At 35.1% G+C, this 17,757-nt stretch carries 19 protein-coding genes and 1 tRNA gene; 10 read left to right on the top strand and 10 right to left on the bottom strand.

Features of this window, described 5'->3' with window-relative positions:
- Window positions 1-39 precede the first annotated feature (39 nt).
- Genes ispG through AC6EIY_RS00560 form a run of 3 tightly spaced genes read right to left on the bottom strand, consistent with a single transcriptional unit; the run spans window position 40 to window position 2,280 of the window.
- On the bottom strand, window positions 40-1,263 hold the full coding sequence (gene ispG / locus AC6EIY_RS00570) for a (E)-4-hydroxy-3-methylbut-2-enyl-diphosphate synthase (RefSeq protein WP_498462502.1): 1,224 nt from the start codon (window positions 1,261-1,263) through the stop codon (window positions 40-42).
- Window positions 1,264-1,312: 49 nt separating this feature from the next.
- The gene (locus AC6EIY_RS00565) at window positions 1,313-1,879 is read right to left on the bottom strand and encodes a uracil-DNA glycosylase (protein WP_498507019.1); all 567 of its coding nucleotides are present in this window, start codon (window positions 1,877-1,879) and stop codon (window positions 1,313-1,315) included.
- A complete protein-coding gene (locus AC6EIY_RS00560; RefSeq protein WP_498507018.1) occupies window positions 1,876-2,280 on the bottom strand; it encodes a lactoylglutathione lyase in 405 nt (134 codons plus the stop codon). The genes AC6EIY_RS00565 and AC6EIY_RS00560 overlap by 4 nt, the downstream gene beginning before the upstream one ends.
- Before the next feature lie 100 nt (window positions 2,281-2,380).
- Between AC6EIY_RS00560 and AC6EIY_RS00555 the strand changes: the two genes are divergently transcribed.
- From AC6EIY_RS00555 to AC6EIY_RS00535, 5 genes are read left to right on the top strand one after another with little or no spacing between them, the layout of a single operon-like run.
- Entirely contained in the window at window positions 2,381-3,559 is a 1,179-nt protein-coding gene (locus AC6EIY_RS00555; RefSeq protein WP_498507017.1) for a pyridoxal phosphate-dependent aminotransferase, read from the top strand.
- A 9-nt stretch (window positions 3,560-3,568) separates the two neighbouring features.
- Window positions 3,569-4,480, top strand: a complete 912-nt coding sequence (locus AC6EIY_RS00550) for a putative selenate ABC transporter substrate-binding protein (protein ID WP_498507016.1) — start codon at window positions 3,569-3,571, stop codon at window positions 4,478-4,480.
- Entirely contained in the window at window positions 4,477-5,214 is a 738-nt protein-coding gene (locus AC6EIY_RS00545; RefSeq protein ID WP_498507015.1) for an ATP-binding cassette domain-containing protein, read from the top strand. The genes AC6EIY_RS00550 and AC6EIY_RS00545 overlap by 4 nt, the downstream gene beginning before the upstream one ends.
- Complete coding sequence (locus AC6EIY_RS00540; RefSeq protein ID WP_498507014.1) at window positions 5,214-6,767, top strand: PhnE/PtxC family ABC transporter permease; 1,554 nt, start codon at window positions 5,214-5,216, stop codon at window positions 6,765-6,767. Before AC6EIY_RS00545 ends, AC6EIY_RS00540 begins: the two co-directional genes overlap by 1 nt.
- Window positions 6,768-6,791: 24 nt before the next feature.
- Entirely contained in the window at window positions 6,792-7,439 is a 648-nt protein-coding gene (locus AC6EIY_RS00535; protein ID WP_498507013.1) for a GDSL-type esterase/lipase family protein, read from the top strand.
- A 4-nt stretch (window positions 7,440-7,443) separates the two neighbouring features.
- On the opposite strand, the gene AC6EIY_RS00530 is transcribed toward AC6EIY_RS00535, so the two are convergent.
- From AC6EIY_RS00530 to AC6EIY_RS00520, 3 genes are all read right to left on the bottom strand, one after another.
- Window positions 7,444-8,187 (bottom strand): TIGR00297 family protein, encoded by a 744-nt coding sequence (locus tag AC6EIY_RS00530; RefSeq protein WP_498507012.1) that lies wholly within the window; start codon window positions 8,185-8,187, stop codon window positions 7,444-7,446.
- Between the two features lie 63 nt (window positions 8,188-8,250).
- Window positions 8,251-9,015, bottom strand: a complete 765-nt coding sequence (locus tag AC6EIY_RS00525) for a 16S rRNA (uracil(1498)-N(3))-methyltransferase (RefSeq protein WP_498507011.1) — start codon at window positions 9,013-9,015, stop codon at window positions 8,251-8,253.
- 6 nt (window positions 9,016-9,021) lie between these two features.
- The gene (locus AC6EIY_RS00520) at window positions 9,022-9,471 is read right to left on the bottom strand and encodes a DUF3531 family protein (protein WP_498507010.1); all 450 of its coding nucleotides are present in this window, start codon (window positions 9,469-9,471) and stop codon (window positions 9,022-9,024) included.
- Between the two features lie 115 nt (window positions 9,472-9,586).
- Between AC6EIY_RS00520 and AC6EIY_RS00515 the strand changes: the two genes are divergently transcribed.
- Complete coding sequence (locus tag AC6EIY_RS00515; RefSeq protein ID WP_498507009.1) at window positions 9,587-10,213, top strand: ABC transporter ATP-binding protein; 627 nt, start codon at window positions 9,587-9,589, stop codon at window positions 10,211-10,213.
- A gap of 16 nt (window positions 10,214-10,229) precedes the next feature.
- Window positions 10,230-11,129 carry an Hsp33 family molecular chaperone HslO gene (hslO, locus tag AC6EIY_RS00510; protein WP_498507008.1) on the top strand — a complete coding sequence of 300 codons (900 nt, stop codon included), beginning with the start codon at window positions 10,230-10,232 and terminating at the stop codon, window positions 11,127-11,129.
- A 4-nt stretch (window positions 11,130-11,133) separates the two neighbouring features.
- Here the strand turns inward: hslO and AC6EIY_RS00505 are convergent, their stop codons facing one another.
- The 3 genes from AC6EIY_RS00505 to AC6EIY_RS00495 are packed head-to-tail and all read right to left on the bottom strand — an operon-like array spanning window position 11,134 to window position 14,265.
- On the bottom strand, window positions 11,134-11,823 hold the full coding sequence (locus AC6EIY_RS00505; RefSeq protein ID WP_498507007.1) for a CPP1-like family protein: 690 nt from the start codon (window positions 11,821-11,823) through the stop codon (window positions 11,134-11,136).
- A 54-nt stretch (window positions 11,824-11,877) separates the two neighbouring features.
- Complete coding sequence (locus tag AC6EIY_RS00500) at window positions 11,878-13,545, bottom strand: peptide chain release factor 3 (protein WP_498507006.1); 1,668 nt, start codon at window positions 13,543-13,545, stop codon at window positions 11,878-11,880.
- A gap of 36 nt (window positions 13,546-13,581) precedes the next feature.
- Window positions 13,582-14,265 carry a class I SAM-dependent methyltransferase gene (locus AC6EIY_RS00495; RefSeq protein WP_498507004.1) on the bottom strand — a complete coding sequence of 228 codons (684 nt, stop codon included), beginning with the start codon at window positions 14,263-14,265 and terminating at the stop codon, window positions 13,582-13,584.
- Window positions 14,266-14,383: 118 nt separating this feature from the next.
- Between AC6EIY_RS00495 and nrdJ the strand changes: the two genes are divergently transcribed.
- Together nrdJ and AC6EIY_RS00485 are read left to right on the top strand one after the other, a co-directional pair.
- A complete protein-coding gene (gene nrdJ, locus AC6EIY_RS00490; RefSeq protein WP_498508242.1) occupies window positions 14,384-16,714 on the top strand; it encodes a ribonucleoside-triphosphate reductase, adenosylcobalamin-dependent in 2,331 nt (776 codons plus the stop codon).
- 160 nt (window positions 16,715-16,874) lie between these two features.
- On the top strand, window positions 16,875-17,138 hold the full coding sequence (locus AC6EIY_RS00485; protein ID WP_498507003.1) for an RNA recognition motif-containing protein: 264 nt from the start codon (window positions 16,875-16,877) through the stop codon (window positions 17,136-17,138).
- A 72-nt stretch (window positions 17,139-17,210) separates the two neighbouring features.
- On the opposite strand, the gene AC6EIY_RS00480 is transcribed toward AC6EIY_RS00485, so the two are convergent.
- Complete coding sequence (locus AC6EIY_RS00480; protein WP_498507002.1) at window positions 17,211-17,405, bottom strand: hypothetical protein; 195 nt, start codon at window positions 17,403-17,405, stop codon at window positions 17,211-17,213.
- A gap of 197 nt (window positions 17,406-17,602) precedes the next feature.
- On the opposite strand from AC6EIY_RS00480, the gene AC6EIY_RS00475 reads away from it, so the two are divergent.
- Window positions 17,603-17,689: transfer RNA gene (locus AC6EIY_RS00475), tRNA-Ser, on the top strand.
- Window positions 17,690-17,757: the final 68 nt, after the last annotated feature.

Genomic DNA, 17,757 nt, shown 5'->3' with positions numbered 1-17,757 from the left:
TTTTTCTAATAATAAAACAATTAAAATATATTTCTATTTTTATGGGTCTACCCATTTACCATCTTCTTTGATTAAATCAACCAAAGCCTGAACACCTTCATCCTCAGGTACCCTCTTTATTTCATCTCTATTTCTATAAAGGGCAATGGTTCCAACTCCTTTACCTACATAACCATAGTCAGCATCAGCCATCTCTCCAGGTCCATTAACTATACAACCCATAACTGCTATATCTAGTCCTGTCAAATGAACAGTAGCTGCTCTTACTTTTGCTACAACTTCCTCTAAGTTAAACAATGTTCTACCGCAGCTAGGACAACTAATATATTCAACCATGGTTTTTCTAAGTCCAACTGCTTGCAAAATTGAATAAGCAACAGGTATTTCCTTCTCAGGTGCCTCAGTAAGGGAAACTCTTATCGTGTCACCAATCCCCTCCGATAATAACGTTCCTATTCCAGCTGTACTTTTTATTCTTCCATAATCTCCATCACCAGCTTCAGTTACTCCCAAATGCAAAGGGTAATTAAATCCCTCTTTATCCATAGTGTCTGCCATCATTCTATAAGCAGCGAGCATGACTGGAGGTCGCGAAGCCTTCATTGAAACAACAATATTATGAAAATCTAATGAATCACAAATTCTTATAAATTCCATTGCTGATTCAACCATCCCATAAGGTGTATCTCCATACGCAAATAACATTCTCTCTGCTAATGATCCATGATTAACTCCTATTCTAAGTGCCTTGTTTTGCTCTTTTAAAGTATTAACAATTGGTTCAAATTTTTGAATAATCTTCTTTTTAATTGCTTTTATTTCATCATCTGTAAATTCAGTTCTATTTGGATCAGGTCTTTCAAAGACAAATAATCCTGGATTAATACGAACTTTATCTACATGCTTTGCAACCTCTAAAGCTATTTTCATTCCATTGTGGTGAACATCCGCTACTAATGGAACTGGTTGATAAGTACTAGCTAAGAGTTTCTTGATTTCTCCAACAGCTTTTGCGCTTGCAAGAGTGGGGACCGTTAATCTGACAATCTCACATCCTATTTCATGCAATCTTCTTATAGCAGCAGTAGAACCCTCAATATCCATCGTATCTTCATTAATCATTGACTGAACACGAACTGGATTATCCCCTCCGATGCCAATATCTCCAACCATTACAGGTCTAGTATCTCTACGAATAATTCTGGTGCTATAACGCTGTGAAACATTATTTTCTTTCTTATCTTTTTCCAGGGTCGCAATCATGAGTTAACAATTGAGCCTCTTTAATAAACAAGAATGACATATCTGAGGGCTATTTTAAAGTATCAATTTTTTCTTTGATTTTTAGAAAATCCGATTTAGTTAACCTCATTGGAGAACCATCCTCTTTTGATTGATTTCTAAGTAAATAAGCTGGATGAAAAATAGGCATAACAAGTCTTCCATCCCAATTAATCCATTTACCCCTGAGAATGCTTATTGGGGACTTATTTTTTAAAAGTGCTTGTAATGCTGTAGACCCAACAAGAGCTATGATTTCTGGATTTATAAGTTTAATTTGTTGATACAACCAGGGAAGGTTTTCTTGAATTTCAATCTTTGTTGGGCGTCTATTTTTTGGCGGTCTACATTTGACCACGTTGCAAAAATAAACATCTTGGCTGATATCAATCCCCACATTTTGAAGCAATTGATCTAGTAACTTTCCAGATCTTCCGACAAAAGGCTCTCCTAACTCCTCCTCCTTTGCGCCCGGAGCCTCTCCAACAATCATCAACTTAGCTAAGGGGGTTCCTCTTGATACAACGATTTTGTTTATGGGATTGCCTAAATTTAGAAAATCAGAAATACCCTTTTCAGGGGGAGTGTTATTGCTCAAATCAAGGCCTCCATATCTGATCTACTTGAAAGATATGGCACCAAAATTAAGAATTGGTTTTTTTCTGGATCAAGCATCCATTGCTCAGAACCAAAGTTTGCCAATTTTGGGATTCCCTTAGCACTACCTCCTATTTTCAAGATCTCAGATGTCCAGCTTTCTATAATTCTTGATGGATCTTCACAAGGTTCGCGTTGAAAACACAGTGAAGTTGAGTTTCCTTTCCTTTGCCATTCGTGATTTTCATTAGGTAGATAAAAATGTATTTTGGATCGATTACTTAATGAAATAAAATAATGAGTTTCATTGAAACCTTTATTCACCTTGTCAGAGTTGATCTTGGCATAAAATCCAGACAATTCTTTTGGGTTTTTAGAAGCGATTACAAAGTTTATGTTCATCAAAGGCATGCAAGTATCTGATTAAGTAGTAAATTTGTAATTACATCAATTCACTTTAAAAGTGAATCTAAGAAATACATTTTGAAGTTATGCTTCGAAGATGACTGAAAAATCACAGATATCTAAAAGAGCTCTCTCAATAAAACCTTCTCTAACTCTTGAGATCAGCGCAAAAGCTAAGGCTTTAAAAGCTGAAGGAAAAAACATTTGTAGTTTAAGCGCTGGAGAACCTGATTTCGATACCCCAGAATTTATTATCGATGCCACTTTAAAAGCATTAAAAGATGGAAAAACACGTTATGGACCTGCTGCTGGAGATCCAGTATTAAGAGAAGCCATTGCCCAAAAGCAATCAGATATTAATAAAGTTCCTACAAAAACAGACAATGTTTTGGTAACAAATGGAGGGAAACAGGCAATATACAATTTATTTCAAGTAGTACTTAATCCTGGAGATGAAGTTCTTATACCTGCACCATATTGGCTTAGTTATCCAGAGATAACCCTTTTAGCTGGTGCCAAGCCAATTAAAATTAAATCTTCAACTAAAGATAATTTCAAAATAGATATCAATTCTCTAGAAGAAAACGTAACTGATAAAACAAGGTTATTAATTATCAACTCTCCAAGTAATCCAACAGGCTGCGTTTTAACCGAGCAAGAAATGAATATTATTTCTGAGTTTTTAAGAAGACATCCAAGAATTTTTTTAATGAGTGATGAAATTTATGAATTTCTTATTTCTCCAAATCAAGTTCATCACAGTTTCGCAAAAATAGCACCAGATTTAAAAAATAGAATTTTCACAGTCAACGGTTTTGCCAAGGCCTGGGCAATGACTGGCTGGAGGATTGGATACCTAACAGGAAATACAGAGGTAATAAAGAAAGCAATTGCTTTACAAAGTCAAAGTACTAGCAATGTATGTAGTTTTGCTCAAAAAGGAGCTATTGCCGCACTTCAGGGCTCAAAAGATTGCGTTCATCAAATGGCAGAAATTTATAACAAAAGGCGGTTGTTGATAACAGAAAGACTAAAAAAAATAAAAACTATTTCATTTGTCCCTCCTACTGGAGCCTTCTATGTTTTCCCAGAAATTAATCTAGAGGAAATAGATTCAATAAGTTTCTGTAAATTGGCGCTAGAGAAGGTTGGCCTAGCGATAGTTCCAGGGATTGCTTTCGGAGATGACAAATGCATAAGAATCTCATATGCATCCTCAAATGAAATGATCAATGATGGAGTTGATAGATTAGAAAAGCTCTTGAATGATTTTTAAATAAATAAAATGAACCAAGCCATAAGAAAAATAAAGTTTACGAAAATAACCATTGCTCTTTTATCAATACTTAATTTATCTAATATTGGCTCATTAAAAGCAGAAGAAATACTTCGCATTGGGGCGATACCAGATCAAAACCCAGAGCACCTGAATCGTTTATATAAAATATTATCCTCTGAATTAAGCGAGCAACTCAATGTTCAAGTCCGTTATAAACCAGTAACTAACTATGCTTCAGCTGTAACAGCTTTTAGAACCGGGAATCTAGATTTAGTATGGTTTGGTGGTTTAACGGGTGTACAAGCAAGACTTCAAAGTAAAGGATCCAAGGTAATAGCTCAAAGAGATATTGATGAAAAATTCCATAGCGTTTTTATTGCAAACAAGAAAAGTTCAATCAAAAAAATAAACAACATAAATGACTTAAAAGCACTAAAAGGTAAGCGTTTTACTTTTGGCTCTGAAAATTCAACATCAGGAAGATTGATGCCACAATATTTTTTAAACGAAGCAGGAGTTCAACTTAAAGATTTCAAAGGTAGAAGCCCTGGCTTTAGTGGTAGTCACGATACAACACTAATTCTCGTGCAAAGTGGTTCATATGAGGCAGGTGCTCTTAGCGAAGAAGTGTGGAAGAGAAATCTTGAGAAAGGACGCGTAGATCCCTCAAAAGTCTTTGTAATTTGGAAGACTCCTTCTTATCATAATTATCATTGGCTTGCTCAAAGAAACCTAGATAAAAAGTTCAGAAGAGATTTTACGAAAGAGCTTACAAATGTATTTTTAAGTTTCAATGAAAAGTCAAAGAAACAAAAACAAATTCTCGAATTATTTAGCGCAAAGAAATTTACAATATCAAAAAACGAGAATTATAATAAAATAGAAAAAGTAGGTAGAAAAATTGGGAAGATTAAGTGACTAAGTTACTAGAATTAAAGAATATAAGCCATAAAAGTAAAGAAATTATTAGATTAAAAGATATTAATTTAACAATAAATCAAGGTGAGAAGATAGCGCTTATTGGCAAGAGTGGATCTGGCAAAAGTACTTTAATCTCGATCGCGAATGGATCACTAATCCCAAACGAAGGGGATGTAACATGGAAAGGTTCTCACATTAACAGTATCTCAAATATTGAGTCGTCAAAAATAGGAACTATATGGCAGGATTTATCTTTAATAGAAGAGCTAAATGTCGCACAGAATATAAACTGCGGTGCATTAGGTAAACACAATTTCATATGGGCTTTAAAAAATCTCCTAGGAGTCGTAGACAAAGGTTTATGCCAAGAGTGCTTAGCAGCAGTCTCTCTGCCTAAAGAAACTATTTATTCCTATATAAATAAACTTTCTGGTGGGCAAAAAAAAAGAATAGCAATTGCGCGTCTTTTAAGACAAGAACCAGAGATTCTTCTTGGAGACGAACCTTTCTCAAATTTAGACCCTCTATTATCAAAAAATATCTTAAATTTATTTATTAATCAAAAAAATTATCTTAGAATCAAAATCCCTGAGACCATACTTATAAGTCTTCATCAAATAAATCTAATAAATTATTTCAATAGAGTTATTGCGTTAAAAGATGGAAAGATTGTAATAGATAGAGAAATTTATAATATTAAGCAATCAGAATTTGATTGCATATTTAATTGATGATGAAATTAATAAAACCAGTATCAACTTTATTAACATTAATCCCATCAATAGCCTACATCCCCATTCTAATAGAAATCATTAAAGGGCTTCATCTTGGGGGTCTAGGTATCATATTTCTCTTCATAAGATCAGCAATTAAACCATCTTTAAATCTAGAAGTAGTTAAAAGCGCATGGGAAGGACTTCAAATAACAATTGCTACTGCTTTAATTAGCTGGGTTATCAGTATACTTATTGGAATTCTTTTAGGTGTACTATCTACAGATTTATTTTGGAAAAGTATTTCTAAATTTTCTTATTTAGGTAAATTCATAAAATACTCATTAGCAATTCCAAGATCAATACATGAAGTAGTTTGGGGCTTGCTATTTATACAAATCTTAGGCTTGAATATTTGGGTGGCAATTATATCTATAGTCATTCCCTATTCAGCCTTAACCGCAAGAGTAATTTCAGAGCAATTAGATAGTTTTGACATAGAAGCCCTATTAGCAATCAAGCAAACCGGATCTAATTTTATGAGCTCATTTATAACTATTTTACTTCCAAAGTTAATACCCATTGTATCTACATATGGAAGTTACAGATTTGAATGTGCAATTAGAAGTGTAACATTACTTGGAATATTTGGATTAGGAGGTATAGGAACAGAACTATATTTAACCTTAAAGTCCTTTGAGTTCAATGAAATGTGGACTTGTTTGTGGATGCTTTGGTTAGTAATAATTTTATTTGAGAAATTTATAAGATTTTTAAGAAATCATTTATCTAAAAAAATTATTCTTAAGAATTCTTTCTTAATTTCAATCTTAATATTTTCACTATCTTTATCATTAGGTATTAGTTGGCTTTATAATCTAAATTTTGAGATATTTACTCCATTAAGCTTTTCGTATTTGAATTTCCCTTCATTCGTAGAAATAAGAAATGGATTTAATACCTTACCTCTGTTTAATCTAATAATTACAACTATTTTAATAACTTTTTTTGCGTCTGGGATTGCAATAGGTACACCTCCTCTTTTACTAGTATTATTACCAGGTAAATTCTCTCTAAAAGTTCAAAATCTTATTTGGATCTTCTTTAGATTGATACCTCCTCCATTGACCACTATACTTATTCTTCTTTTTACTAATCCTAATATATCTGTAGCCGCATTATCACTAGGAATTACACATATGGGGGCCATGGGAAGATTACTTACAGATAACATACTAAATCAAGAAAAAACCATTTATCGAGCAATTAAAAGCAATGGATCAAAAAAGAAATCAGCAACTCTTTATGGAATATTAGCCCCCCAAAGTAATAGTTATTTAGCTTATGGAGCATATAGAAGTGACGTAATCCTAAAGGAAACAGCAATTATAGGTGCAGTTGGAGGAGTAGGATTAGGGTGGCAATTACAGGAATCACTAAGCTCATTCGATTGGGCTCAAGTCATGGTAATAACTGCTACTTTCTCTTTATTAACAATATCAGGAGAATTTCTATTTAACACTTCTCAAAATTATTGGTTAAATAATTCAACCAACAATTTCATTAGTTAATTATTTTATTAAACATATCGACTTATGAATAAATATCAGAAAAAATTAATCATAATTGGAGATAGTGGGGTTTACGGATGGGGAGATCTAGAGGGAGGAGGATGGTCTGAGAGATTAAGACAAAATTGGTTAAATTTAGATGGTGCTCCTATCATTTATTCTCTTGGAGTAAGAGGAGATGGATTAGAGAAAGTTGCTATAAGATACAAGAATGAGTGGGCAACAAGGGGAGAGTTAAGAAGAAAAGTTCCTGAAGGTATTTTGTTATCAATTGGATTGAATGATACAGCTAGAATTGGAAGAAAAGATGGCAGGCCCCAACTTTCCGAGGATGCTTTTAAATTTGGCTTAAAACAATTAGTATACGAAATTAAGAATGAAGTACATATAATGGTCACTGGATTAACACCTGTTAATGAAGACTCAATGCCTTTTGCAGAATGTCTTTGGTATTCAAACCAAGCTTGTTCTAAGTATGAAAATAAAATAGAAGAAACTTGCTTAGAATTAAATGTCCCATTTTTATCTATTCATGAAAAAATGATTAAGTTATTATCTTATAAGGAACTACTCTCATCAGACGGAATACATCTGAATACTAAGGGTCATAAATGGATTTACGAACAAATTAGTGAATGGCCAGCATTAAAGAGTTGGGCTGATTTAAGGTGAATATTTATACAAAATTCAAGTAAAAAAAGATAGAAATAACAGCTGCTATAGATGTTTGTATAGAGTTAACTAATTCATTAGTCATCCAATCAATCTGATTTTGCACCACTGCTCCAATATAACTCTCTAGAAAAGTTGCCAAATAGCCAGATAAGAAAACTATAAAAGCAACAGATAATCCAGAAATGATGGATAGATTAAGCATAAACAGGGTCATGATTAGACTTCCCAACAACCCTGCCATCGAACCTTCGATGCTTATTGCCCCTTCTGTCCCTGGTGATACAGGCTTTAAGGTCGTAATTAGAAAAGTTCTTTTACCAAATCTTTTGCCAATTTCACTTGAAAACGTATCGGAAAGTTTTGCACTAAAACTAGAAGCAAAACCTACCATGAATAAATTTAAAAAATTTGGCCAAAGACAACTTAATAAAGCGAGCGAGCAACCTGTGGCTGCAGACCCCCATACATTTTCAGGCCCACGTTGACCACCTCTTGCTTCAGCAATCCCTCGGGAAGCTTTATTTTTGTATCCAATTTTTGTAACTAAAGTTCCCAACAAGAGATATACACAAACTGATATCCAACCATTCCATCCAACAGATCCTAATAAAAGTGTGCCAAGTATTCCAGCATGAATCCAACCTTGCCTAGTTAAAAATGGAAGCCTATGTCCTAAAAATACCAACAAGAAATTAACCAAAAAAGCATTAACCCAAATACCGCTAATAAAAGAGAAGTTGGCCATAGTTTCTAATCAGCATGCCTGTTTCTAAACAATAGACGGTTATATGTTCAAAAATTTTCAATCTTAAAGGGATGATTTAACTCTTCTCCATGAAGTCATTAACTGACAGGCACTAACTGCAGCTGTTGATGTCCTCAAAATAGTTTCTCCCATAGACACCCCAGACAAGCCAGATTCAAAAGCTAATGCCTCTTCATCTTTATTCCAGCCTCCCTCAGGGCCAACTACCACCCAAACTTGATTGACTTTATTTGGTGTTTCTTTTAACCAATTCACACAATCTTGTAAGTTCTGAATGCGTGTAGTGGCAAATCCGATTTGAGCTTTGGAAGGCAAATCACTTATCCAATGGGGAAATGTCAATGCCTGCATTAGTTCTGGACTCCAGAGCCTTTCAGATTGCTCAACGGCTTCATGAATAATTTTTTGAAATCTAATAAATTTTTCGTTATTGCATTCTTTAACTACTGATCGTTTTGAAAATAATGGTTGAATAATATCAACACCTATCTCACAACTCATTTGCAAAATGTTTTCAAAACCTTTTTTAGGAATAACTACAGCAATGCCTACTAATGGAATCTCTCTTGAAACGACTTGAATAGGTTTATCAAAACCATTAGTAAGTTTTATAGTTTTTTTTTCAACAATTTTTGCGTTCCAAAGATGACCTTTTCCATCAATAACCTCTAAAAGATCTTCCGATCTCATCCTCATAACCCTAGATAAATAATGTGATTCATTGGAGGTCAATATCAACTCTCCATTTGAATCGATTTCATCACTTAATCGATTTGGATTTATAAATAATCTTCTTTTCTCAGCCATAGAAAATTAATCTGTTGAAGGAAAAATTGCATCAGGATGTTCTTCTACTGGCCAATCTTCATTTACTCCTCCGATAATTAGTTCCTCTATTTTCACAACATCAACATCCATTTGTTTAAGTACATTTATCAAAACATCTATTGCGATGAGGTCAGAAGTACCTAAATCGACCCAACATCTAGCCCAACACTCGTTAAATTCAAATTCTCCAAGATTATGCATTAATGATGGAAGACTAGAAGATGTATCTTCATTTTCATAGCTCATCCAACTGACATCAGAACCAATTTCATGAGTTTGCAAATTTTCAGAATTAAATCCCCCAAGTCTGCCCAGCACATACCAAGAATCAAAAATACCATCAACGTATTCTTTTTCTCCCTGACTTGGAACCTCTGAATATCTAAGCCATATCCAACAATTGAAAGGATCAACTTCACGAAATCGAACTTCCATAAACAATAGATCTTAAAAAAGAAAAACTAAAAGATATCAAACATAATCTAATGTAAATTGATTAAAGAAAATCAAAAAATCTTTATTTAATTGATCTAAATCTCAATAAAAAAGAATGCTTTGTTTAAAAAATATTTATTACCATCCCTCAACAGCAGAGAAACCAATCCTTAGAGATTTGTGTTTAAAATCAAATACTGGAAAAATAACAATAGTTAGAGGACCCAGTGGAAGTGGAAAAACTACACTAGTAGAAATCATTAGCGGTCTATCGGGATATCAAAAAGGAGAAATAACATGGTTCAACAAAACTCTAAATGCACGTCAGCGCAGGTCGTTATGTGGATTAGTTTTTCAATTTCCAGAAAGATATTTTCTTGGATTATCGGTAGCTCAAGAATTACTACTTGGACATAAGAGGTTAACGACAGAAGAACAAATTTCAGCTCTCACAAAAGTGGGGTTAATCAATTTAGATTTAAAGAAGCCGCCAGAATCTCTTAGTGGAGGACAACAACGCCGACTAGCTATTGCTGTTCAATTATTAAGGAGTCCAAAAGTACTTTTATTGGACGAGCCAACAGCAGGTTTAGATTGGTCAGTAAAAAACGGAATTATAGAATTACTCGTAAAGCTTAAAAACAAGCAAACTATTCTAATAGTTACACATGAACCAGAACTTTTTAAAAATTTGAATACCGAAAATTATGAGTTGCACAATGGTCAACTTTTCCCTGAGTAAACAATTCAATTAATCAATGACAGATTCACTAGTTAGAGCTACTGCTGCGAAAGGAGGGATCAGGCTAGTCGCCGTATCAACAACTGAATCAACAAAAGAGGCAAAAGAAAGACATTCTCTTTCATATTTAACTTCTGCAATTGTAGGTAGGGCCATGAGTGCAAGCCTCTTACTTGCAAGCTCAATGAAGGTAAATCATGGAAGGGTGACTTTGAGGGTAAGCTCAAATGGACCCCTAAAAGGATTAACTATTGATGCAGGTAGAGATGGAAGCGTGAGAGGTTTCGTTGGCAACCCAAGTCTTGAATTAGACCTAATTAAAAATAAAAGCAATCAATATACATTTGATTTTAAAAAAGCTACAGGCATTGGCTATCTTCACGTTATTAGAGATGATGGCAAAGGTGAACCGCACAACAGCACAGTTGAATTAATTAATGGAGGTATAGGTGAAGACATAGCTTCCTATTTACTTCATTCTGAACAAACTCCATCAGCTGTGTTTGTTGGAGAAAGAATTAATCAGGATGGAATAGTTTGTAGCGGAGGACTTTTAGCTCAAATACTACCCAAAGCTGAACGAGACTATTCATTAATAGCCCTACTCGAAGATAGATGTAAAGAAATCAACTCTTTTAGTGAATTATTAAACAAAAAAAGGACAAACCTTATTTCACTAATTGAAGAAATTTTTCCTGATCTTGATCAATCACATTCAGATATTACTAGCACATCTCAAGAAGTTCATTTTAAATGTAGATGCTCAAGAGAAAGAAGCCTATCAGCATTGAAGATATTGGGGAAAAAAGAGCTTCAGGAAATGATAAAACAGGATGGGAAAGCAGAACTTACATGTCAATTCTGCAAAAGTATTTATATTATTAAAGAAGATGAATTGTTATCTTTAATCGATTAGAGGATTAATCAAGGAAAATCACTCCTAACCAAAGTAAAAATACTGCGGGTATCGCCTCAAATTTATCTGAAGACAATGATCCAGCGTTGTCAATAAATGATTCAGCACCGCCCAAAAGTAATGCACCGGATAGAAGTCCAATACTAAGAAGAAGAATGCACCAGAGGATAGAAGAAAAGAAAGGCCTGCCTCTGCGAGACTGACTAATGAATAAGGCTATTGTTGAGAATGAAAGTATTAATTCAACACTTTCAGAAGGCACAATTAAAATGAGTAAAAAAGCCAATATTCCACAAGAAATTCTTATATTTAATTCTTGTCCAGAGGGCAACTCTAAGCTTGGTAAAAAATTAGATGTTGATGCCTCATATTTAGGAAGATTGAAATTTTTCAACCTAGTGAGAAGAGAACTAGGTCCTATGTCACCAACTTTCTTTGCTTCATTTTCTTTCTTTGATGCGGTTATTGCCTCGTTACTTGCATTACCAAGTTGTCTTGACTTAAGACTTACCATTAGCAACGAATCGTAAGCAGCTTCTATTTTTGCTTTAGTGATTTGGTCTTGTCCTGCCTCTATTAATTTTTTATCCCTTGCTTCTTGAATAGCATCAAAACTTGCACCCTCGTTTATTCCAAGTATCAAATATGGATCTTGTGAATTTGAATTTGATTGTGAATTAGTACCAGGATCCATAGATTTTCAAAAAAGATTTATGAACTCTCTTTATTAGTTAGATATTAATCTATTTTAAAGGGAAACAGGATCAACACCACTGACAACAGGAGCAACTGAATTTAATTCCATTTCAGGATGATCTTCCTTTAACTGATTTAAATTCCATTCATTTTTAAAAAGCAGTACTGGTCTAAGCCAAGCATCCTGAACAGTTTTGCAATTAAAAATTCTACCAACCTCCTCTAAAACAGGCCATCCCCCTTTTACCCATCTAGCAACTTGGAAACCCATTGGTTCAAGCCTGGTTTCCACTCCATATTCACTAGCAAGTCGATGTTGTACTACCTCAAGCTGAAGCTGACCAACTGCGGCCAAAATTGGATCTCTTTTGCTTTGATCTTTATCGTAAAGAATTTGGACTGCTCCCTCCTCTCTCAATTCATTAACACCTTTTCTAAAGTTTTTAAAAGCTGAAGGATTTGGATTTCGTAGCCAGCTAAATATCTCGGGGCTAAAACAAGGAATACCCTCAAATTCAACTCTAGATCCAATAAATAATGTATCTCCAATAGAGAACATTCCTGGATTATTCAAACCAATAACATCCCCAGGGTAAGCATCATCAACAACGGCCCTATCTTGTCCAAAAATCTTTTGGGGCCTTGAAAGTCTGATTTGTTTACCCGTCCTAGCGTGTTGAACTGTCATATCTTTTTTAAACCTTCCACTACAAACCCGCACGAAGGCAACTCTATCTCTATGTTTTGGATCCATATTGGCTTGTAATTTAAATACAAATCCACTAAATGATTCTCTTGTAGGTGAGATTGGCCCATCAAAGCTATTTCGAGCAACGGGTCCCTGAGATAGCTCAAGAAAATTATCTAGAAACGGCCTAACCCCGAAGTTGGTCATTGCAGATCCAAAAAATACAGGAGTTAATTCGCCAGATGATATTAATTCTTTATCCAGGTCAGAACCAGCCTCATCAAGTATCTCAATCTCTTCAAATGCTTTTTTCAATAGTTCTTCTTCTACTAAATTTTTAAGTTCAGGATCATTAATTTTCAACCTTATTTCACTAGATTGCTTTCCTCTTTCTGCTCGAGAGAATAAAATGACCTCGTTGGTTGCACGCTCAACAACACCTCTAAAAAGCTCACCACTTCCTATTGGCCAATTGACTGCAAAGGTTGATAATCCTAATTCAGACTCAATCTCATCTAATAATTCCAGTGGTTCTTGACCTGGCCTATCCATCTTATTGATAAAGGTAAAAATTGGAATTTGACGCATTCTGCAAACCTCAAAAAGCTTTCTTGTTTGAGGTTCAAGTCCTTTAGCTGCATCCTCAAGCATCACAGCATTATCAGCAGCGGCAAGTGTCCTATATGTATCTTCCGAAAAATCTTGGTGCCCAGGGGTATCTAACAAATTAATAGTCTTTTCCTTGTATGCAAATTGTAAAACAGTTGATGTAATTGATATGCCTCTTTGTTTTTCAAGCTCCATCCAGTCAGAAGTGACTTTTCTCTGCTCTCCTCTAGCTTTTACTGCTCCTGCTTGTTGTATAGCTCCGCCATAAAGTAAAAGTTTTTCTGTCAAAGTGGTCTTCCCTGCATCAGGGTGGGAAATAATCGCAAAATTTCTTCTTTTAGCAACCTCCGTACTTAAAGGTATAGTTATCTCTTCTTCTAAAATTTGATCTAAATTAGTTTTGTCTTGGGGATTTGATTTCATTATTGTTTTTGGTTGTTCAATTGTTCAGGGAAAAGATTAAATACACCCAATAATCTCAAAATAAAGCTCATCAATTTGAAAAACCTCTAAATGAGACAACCCTGCATCAACGAGCTGTTGAGATACTTCCTCAACTGTAAATGATGCCTTGAGAGATGCATAAAAATCCTTTTTCAGAATTTCTGGAGAATTTGAAAGATGTTTTTCTTTTAGCTCAAATGCTTTTTTCAGAGAAGCAGGCCTTATTAAATCACGATGAATATGAATAGACTTTGTTTTACCAAGTTTTTTTAATGCATCCCAAAAACAATAAGGATCGTGAAAATGATGCAAGGCACTATTACTGACTAGGACATCAGCTTTATCAGGAAGATTTATATCACCTGAGGCTATCGAATTGATGTCAATCAATTTATAAGAAAGATTCTTAGTAAGATTGCCGGAAAGTCTGTTTTCTGCTTCATTCAACATTTCCTTTGAGCCATCAATTCCAACAACATTTACAAAAGGCCAATTTTTGGCAATTCTCTCTGCAATATTTCCTGGCCCACATGCCATATCAAAAATCACATCATTTTTATTAAGAGTTCTTCCTGCTTTTTTTAAATATTCTTCAAGCGATTTAACAACCATAGAATCACTCCTAGAGAAGTCCGCATCCGCATAAGCCCTTACCTGCGAAGGGATTTGCATAAGTTCTGGTTCCGGTGTTCTCTTCATTACTAACAAAAAAACAATTTGTTTTCCCTTGGAGCCCTGTAGATGGTGTTAAAAAAACTTGCTAACGCTATACATGGCGTTACCGTAGTAGTTACTCAAGGGATAAAAGATTTTGACAATCGCAACAAGCCAGCCCGAAACCAATAATTCAGAATCGGGTAAAAAAAATGTCACAACTGATTTTCCAATAACTGCACCTGCAGCCAATCCTGTCTTTTACAGAACTTATAGCAGGAAACTTCCAGCAGGTCGTGAAAGCTGGGAACAAGTAAATACACGAAATCTCGATGGTCTAAAGAAACTTGGAGGATTAAACGAAGCAGAAATAAATTTAATGCAAAGAATGCAACAGGAGAAAAAAGCTCTTCCCTCAGGCCGATGGCTTTGGATAGGCGGAACAGAATGGATTGAGAAAGAGAAGAATTTTTCTGGAGCCTACAATTGCACCTCAACAAATCTTGTTGATTGGCAAGCCTTCGGACTTATGATGGATTTAGCGATGATGGGTTGTGGGACGGGTGCAATAATTGAGCCTCACTTGATTGATCAACTGCCAGAGGTTAAAAATACAATTAATATTCAAAATGTTTCAGATATTGGATTAACCCCTTCTGAAGAGAGAAATGAAAACACTACATTCTCCATTCAAGACAATAATGTACTCATCAAAGTGGGTGATAGTAGACGTGGATGGGTGGATAGCTATCAAAAAATCCTAGAACTGAGTAGTGACATTAGTTTCAATTCTAAAATTATTAATATCTCTATTGATTTAAAAGATGTAAGGCCAGCAGGTGAATCACTAAAAGGTTTTGGAGGCATGGCAAACCCTGTAAAACTGAAAGATTTATACCCTCGTGTGGCAAATCTTTTAAACAAAGCCGTAGGCAGGAAACTAACTTCAATTGAATGTTGTCTACTAATCGACGAAGCAGCGGTCACAATAGTTGCTGGCAATATCAGAAGAAGTGCAGGTATGCGACAATTTTCATCGAACGATTTAGAAGCTGCTGGCGCCAAAGAAAATTTATGGAAGCAAGACAAAGATGGAAATTGGAGTATAGACCCAGAAAAGGATGCCTTAAGGATGGCTAATCATACTCGTGTTTACCACACCAAACCTGAATTAAGTATTCTTATCGAAGCCGTTACCAAGCAATTTCATTCAGGAGAAGGTGCTATTCAATTTGCACCAGAAGCAATTGCTCGCTCTAATGCAGACATACTTTCAACAGTCGAACTAAGGAATGAATTTATAAATATCTATTGCGATCAAGGCAAAGAAGAGGCCTCTAAATGGATTCAATCAAATTACGGTCCATTTGATGCAAAAGAACTCTCTCACAGACTCAGTAGATATGGTCTTAATCCATGCGGTGAAATTTTAGGCTCAGATTTCCACTGTAATCTTGCGGAGATCCATCTTAATCAAATTGATCCATTAGACATAAATAAACAAGAAGATGCCTTCAGAGCAGCAGCTTTGTCAGTTGCATGTCTTCTTAACCATCGATTTGAAGTAGAGCGATACAGAAAAAGTCGTGAATGGGATCCAATTGTTGGGGTAAGCTTCACAGGACTTTTTGACTTTTTTGTTCATGCATTTGGAACCCCCTGGTTGAAATGGTGGGAAGCCGGACGACCTGAGACAAAAGAAGGTCAAGATTTTAAAAATAAAGAAGCTACTTTTTTGAGTCGATGGAGAAAAATCGTCAACGATACAGTATTTGATTATTGTGATAGACATAATATACGTCGTCCAAGTCGTTGCACAACAGTTCAACCAGCTGGTACAAAGAGCCTTCTAACTGGGGCTTCCCCAGGATGGCATCCTCCAAAAGCGCAGCGTTTTATAAGAAGAATCACTTTTCGGAAGAACGATCCAGTCGCACTAGCTTGCATGGATTATGGATACACGATTGTTCCTTCTCAGTCAGATAAAGATGAGAACGGAAAGCTACTAGACAACCCATTTGATCCAAAATGTACTGAGTGGTTAGTTGAAATTCCAACTGAGGTAAGTTGGGCAAATATACCTGGTGCAGATCAAATAGATATAAATAACTTCTCAGCTCTTGCACAATTTGATTTTTATATGCAAGTTCAAACCAACTATACTGACCACAATACTTCAGCCACAATTGAATTCAGAGAAAATGAGATAGGGGATTTAGCCAAAGCTCTTCATAGCTCTATAAATGAAAACAAAGGTTATATTTCAGCAGCTTTGCTAGCAAGATTTGATGCGAATGCAACCTTCCCCAGGCTCCCTTTTGAGCCTATTGATGAAGAATCCTATACAAAGCTGCAAGCAGAGGTAATAGAAAGAAGAGAAGATTGTGATTTCTTTGATGCTCTTAGTAAATATGATCAAGGTGAACTTGCTGAGGCGGGTCCAGCTGGGTGCGATTCTGATAAGTGCTTACTTCCACTTGCTAAACCCTCTTAAGACCAGTTTCTCAATCGTTGATGCGGCAGATGTTTTTATCTAAACCAAATTAAGCACTTGATTAAATAAAATAATTTTTTCATAGAAGTTTTAAAGAAAATTGTCCAAATGAAAAATTTTGGCTAACTATTAAATAGGTATTGTGTTTCTTAAAATTTAAATGACTACGATCAATAAACCATTAAATACAAGTAACAAGAGTGCTAATGATGCACTTATAGACCAATTGAGAGCTTGTCAAAACCCTGAGGAAATTCTGAAATTCGAAAAATGGTTTAATTCAAATATAGAATCTGAAAAACTTTATAAAAGGATCTGCCAACTACTGAAAAGTAGAAGTATCTCTAGAGCATTAGGTTCAAAATGGCTACTGGTACTTATTGAAGATAGAGAAAATACTATAAAAAAGTTGTCAGTTAAATAATCTTTAAATCAATCTTTAAATCAATCTTTAATTCATTCTACTAATAAAAAAACAGTTCCGTATCCCTTTCTTCTAGAAAGGGAATGGTCCTGATGCTCCACTAGAAGAAGTAAATCCTGACAATGCCCAAATACCAAACGAAAACAGAGCGCATCCAATAAAGAACATCAAGTGAGCTACATAGCGATATTTCTCTTTTTGACTAATGCCACCTTCCATAGGAAGGTCTCCAAGGAAACGGGATTGCGGGCTCTTGTTGCTTGCCATGAATGTGATTTACCAATGCCTGAAATTATCGCACAAATAATATCATTGGTATTTATGCAGACAAAGAATCTATAGGTTCTGAAATTTTTTAGAAAAAAGGATTTACTTTAAAAATGAATTAATTGCTTAAAGGGAGGAAGATGTTATTTGACTAATTTATTTAAAATTTCAGAAGTTAATAAGGTAAAATTGTAAGTGGAGAGTTGGTCGAGTGGTTTATGGCTCTAGTCTTGAAAACTAGCATGGGGGCAACTCCATCGGGGGTTCGAATCCCCCACTCTCCGTTCTTACTATGGAGAGTGGGGAATCCATAAATATATATTTACTGGTTGATACGTTGCGAAATACAAGA

The sequence above is a fragment of the Prochlorococcus sp. MIT2304 genome (assembly GCF_059772405.1).
The sequence above is the reverse complement of the archived record's forward strand: the minus strand, read 5'-3'. Positions and strand labels throughout refer to the sequence as shown.

Coding starts and splice junctions, on each gene's coding strand:
- hslO (WP_498507008.1), top strand. CDS start 10,230: ATGACAGATTCACTAGTTAGAGCTACTGCTGCGAAAGGAGGGATCAGG.
- ispG (WP_498462502.1), bottom strand. CDS start 1,263: ATGATTGCGACCCTGGAAAAAGATAAGAAAGAAAATAATGTTTCACAG.
- AC6EIY_RS00550 (WP_498507016.1), top strand. CDS start 3,569: ATGAACCAAGCCATAAGAAAAATAAAGTTTACGAAAATAACCATTGCT.
- AC6EIY_RS00530 (WP_498507012.1), bottom strand. CDS start 8,187: ATGGCCAACTTCTCTTTTATTAGCGGTATTTGGGTTAATGCTTTTTTG.
- AC6EIY_RS00480 (WP_498507002.1), bottom strand. CDS start 17,405: ATGGCAAGCAACAAGAGCCCGCAATCCCGTTTCCTTGGAGACCTTCCT.
- AC6EIY_RS00500 (WP_498507006.1), bottom strand. CDS start 13,545: ATGAAATCAAATCCCCAAGACAAAACTAATTTAGATCAAATTTTAGAA.
- AC6EIY_RS00495 (WP_498507004.1), bottom strand. CDS start 14,265: ATGAAGAGAACACCGGAACCAGAACTTATGCAAATCCCTTCGCAGGTA.
- AC6EIY_RS00560 (WP_498507018.1), bottom strand. CDS start 2,280: ATGAACATAAACTTTGTAATCGCTTCTAAAAACCCAAAAGAATTGTCT.
- AC6EIY_RS00555 (WP_498507017.1), top strand. CDS start 2,381: ATGACTGAAAAATCACAGATATCTAAAAGAGCTCTCTCAATAAAACCT.
- AC6EIY_RS00525 (WP_498507011.1), bottom strand. CDS start 9,015: ATGGCTGAGAAAAGAAGATTATTTATAAATCCAAATCGATTAAGTGAT.
- AC6EIY_RS00540 (WP_498507014.1), top strand. CDS start 5,214: ATGATGAAATTAATAAAACCAGTATCAACTTTATTAACATTAATCCCA.
- AC6EIY_RS00485 (WP_498507003.1), top strand. CDS start 16,875: ATGACTACGATCAATAAACCATTAAATACAAGTAACAAGAGTGCTAAT.
- AC6EIY_RS00505 (WP_498507007.1), bottom strand. CDS start 11,823: ATGGATCCTGGTACTAATTCACAATCAAATTCAAATTCACAAGATCCA.
- AC6EIY_RS00520 (WP_498507010.1), bottom strand. CDS start 9,471: ATGGAAGTTCGATTTCGTGAAGTTGATCCTTTCAATTGTTGGATATGG.
- AC6EIY_RS00535 (WP_498507013.1), top strand. CDS start 6,792: ATGAATAAATATCAGAAAAAATTAATCATAATTGGAGATAGTGGGGTT.
- AC6EIY_RS00515 (WP_498507009.1), top strand. CDS start 9,587: ATGCTTTGTTTAAAAAATATTTATTACCATCCCTCAACAGCAGAGAAA.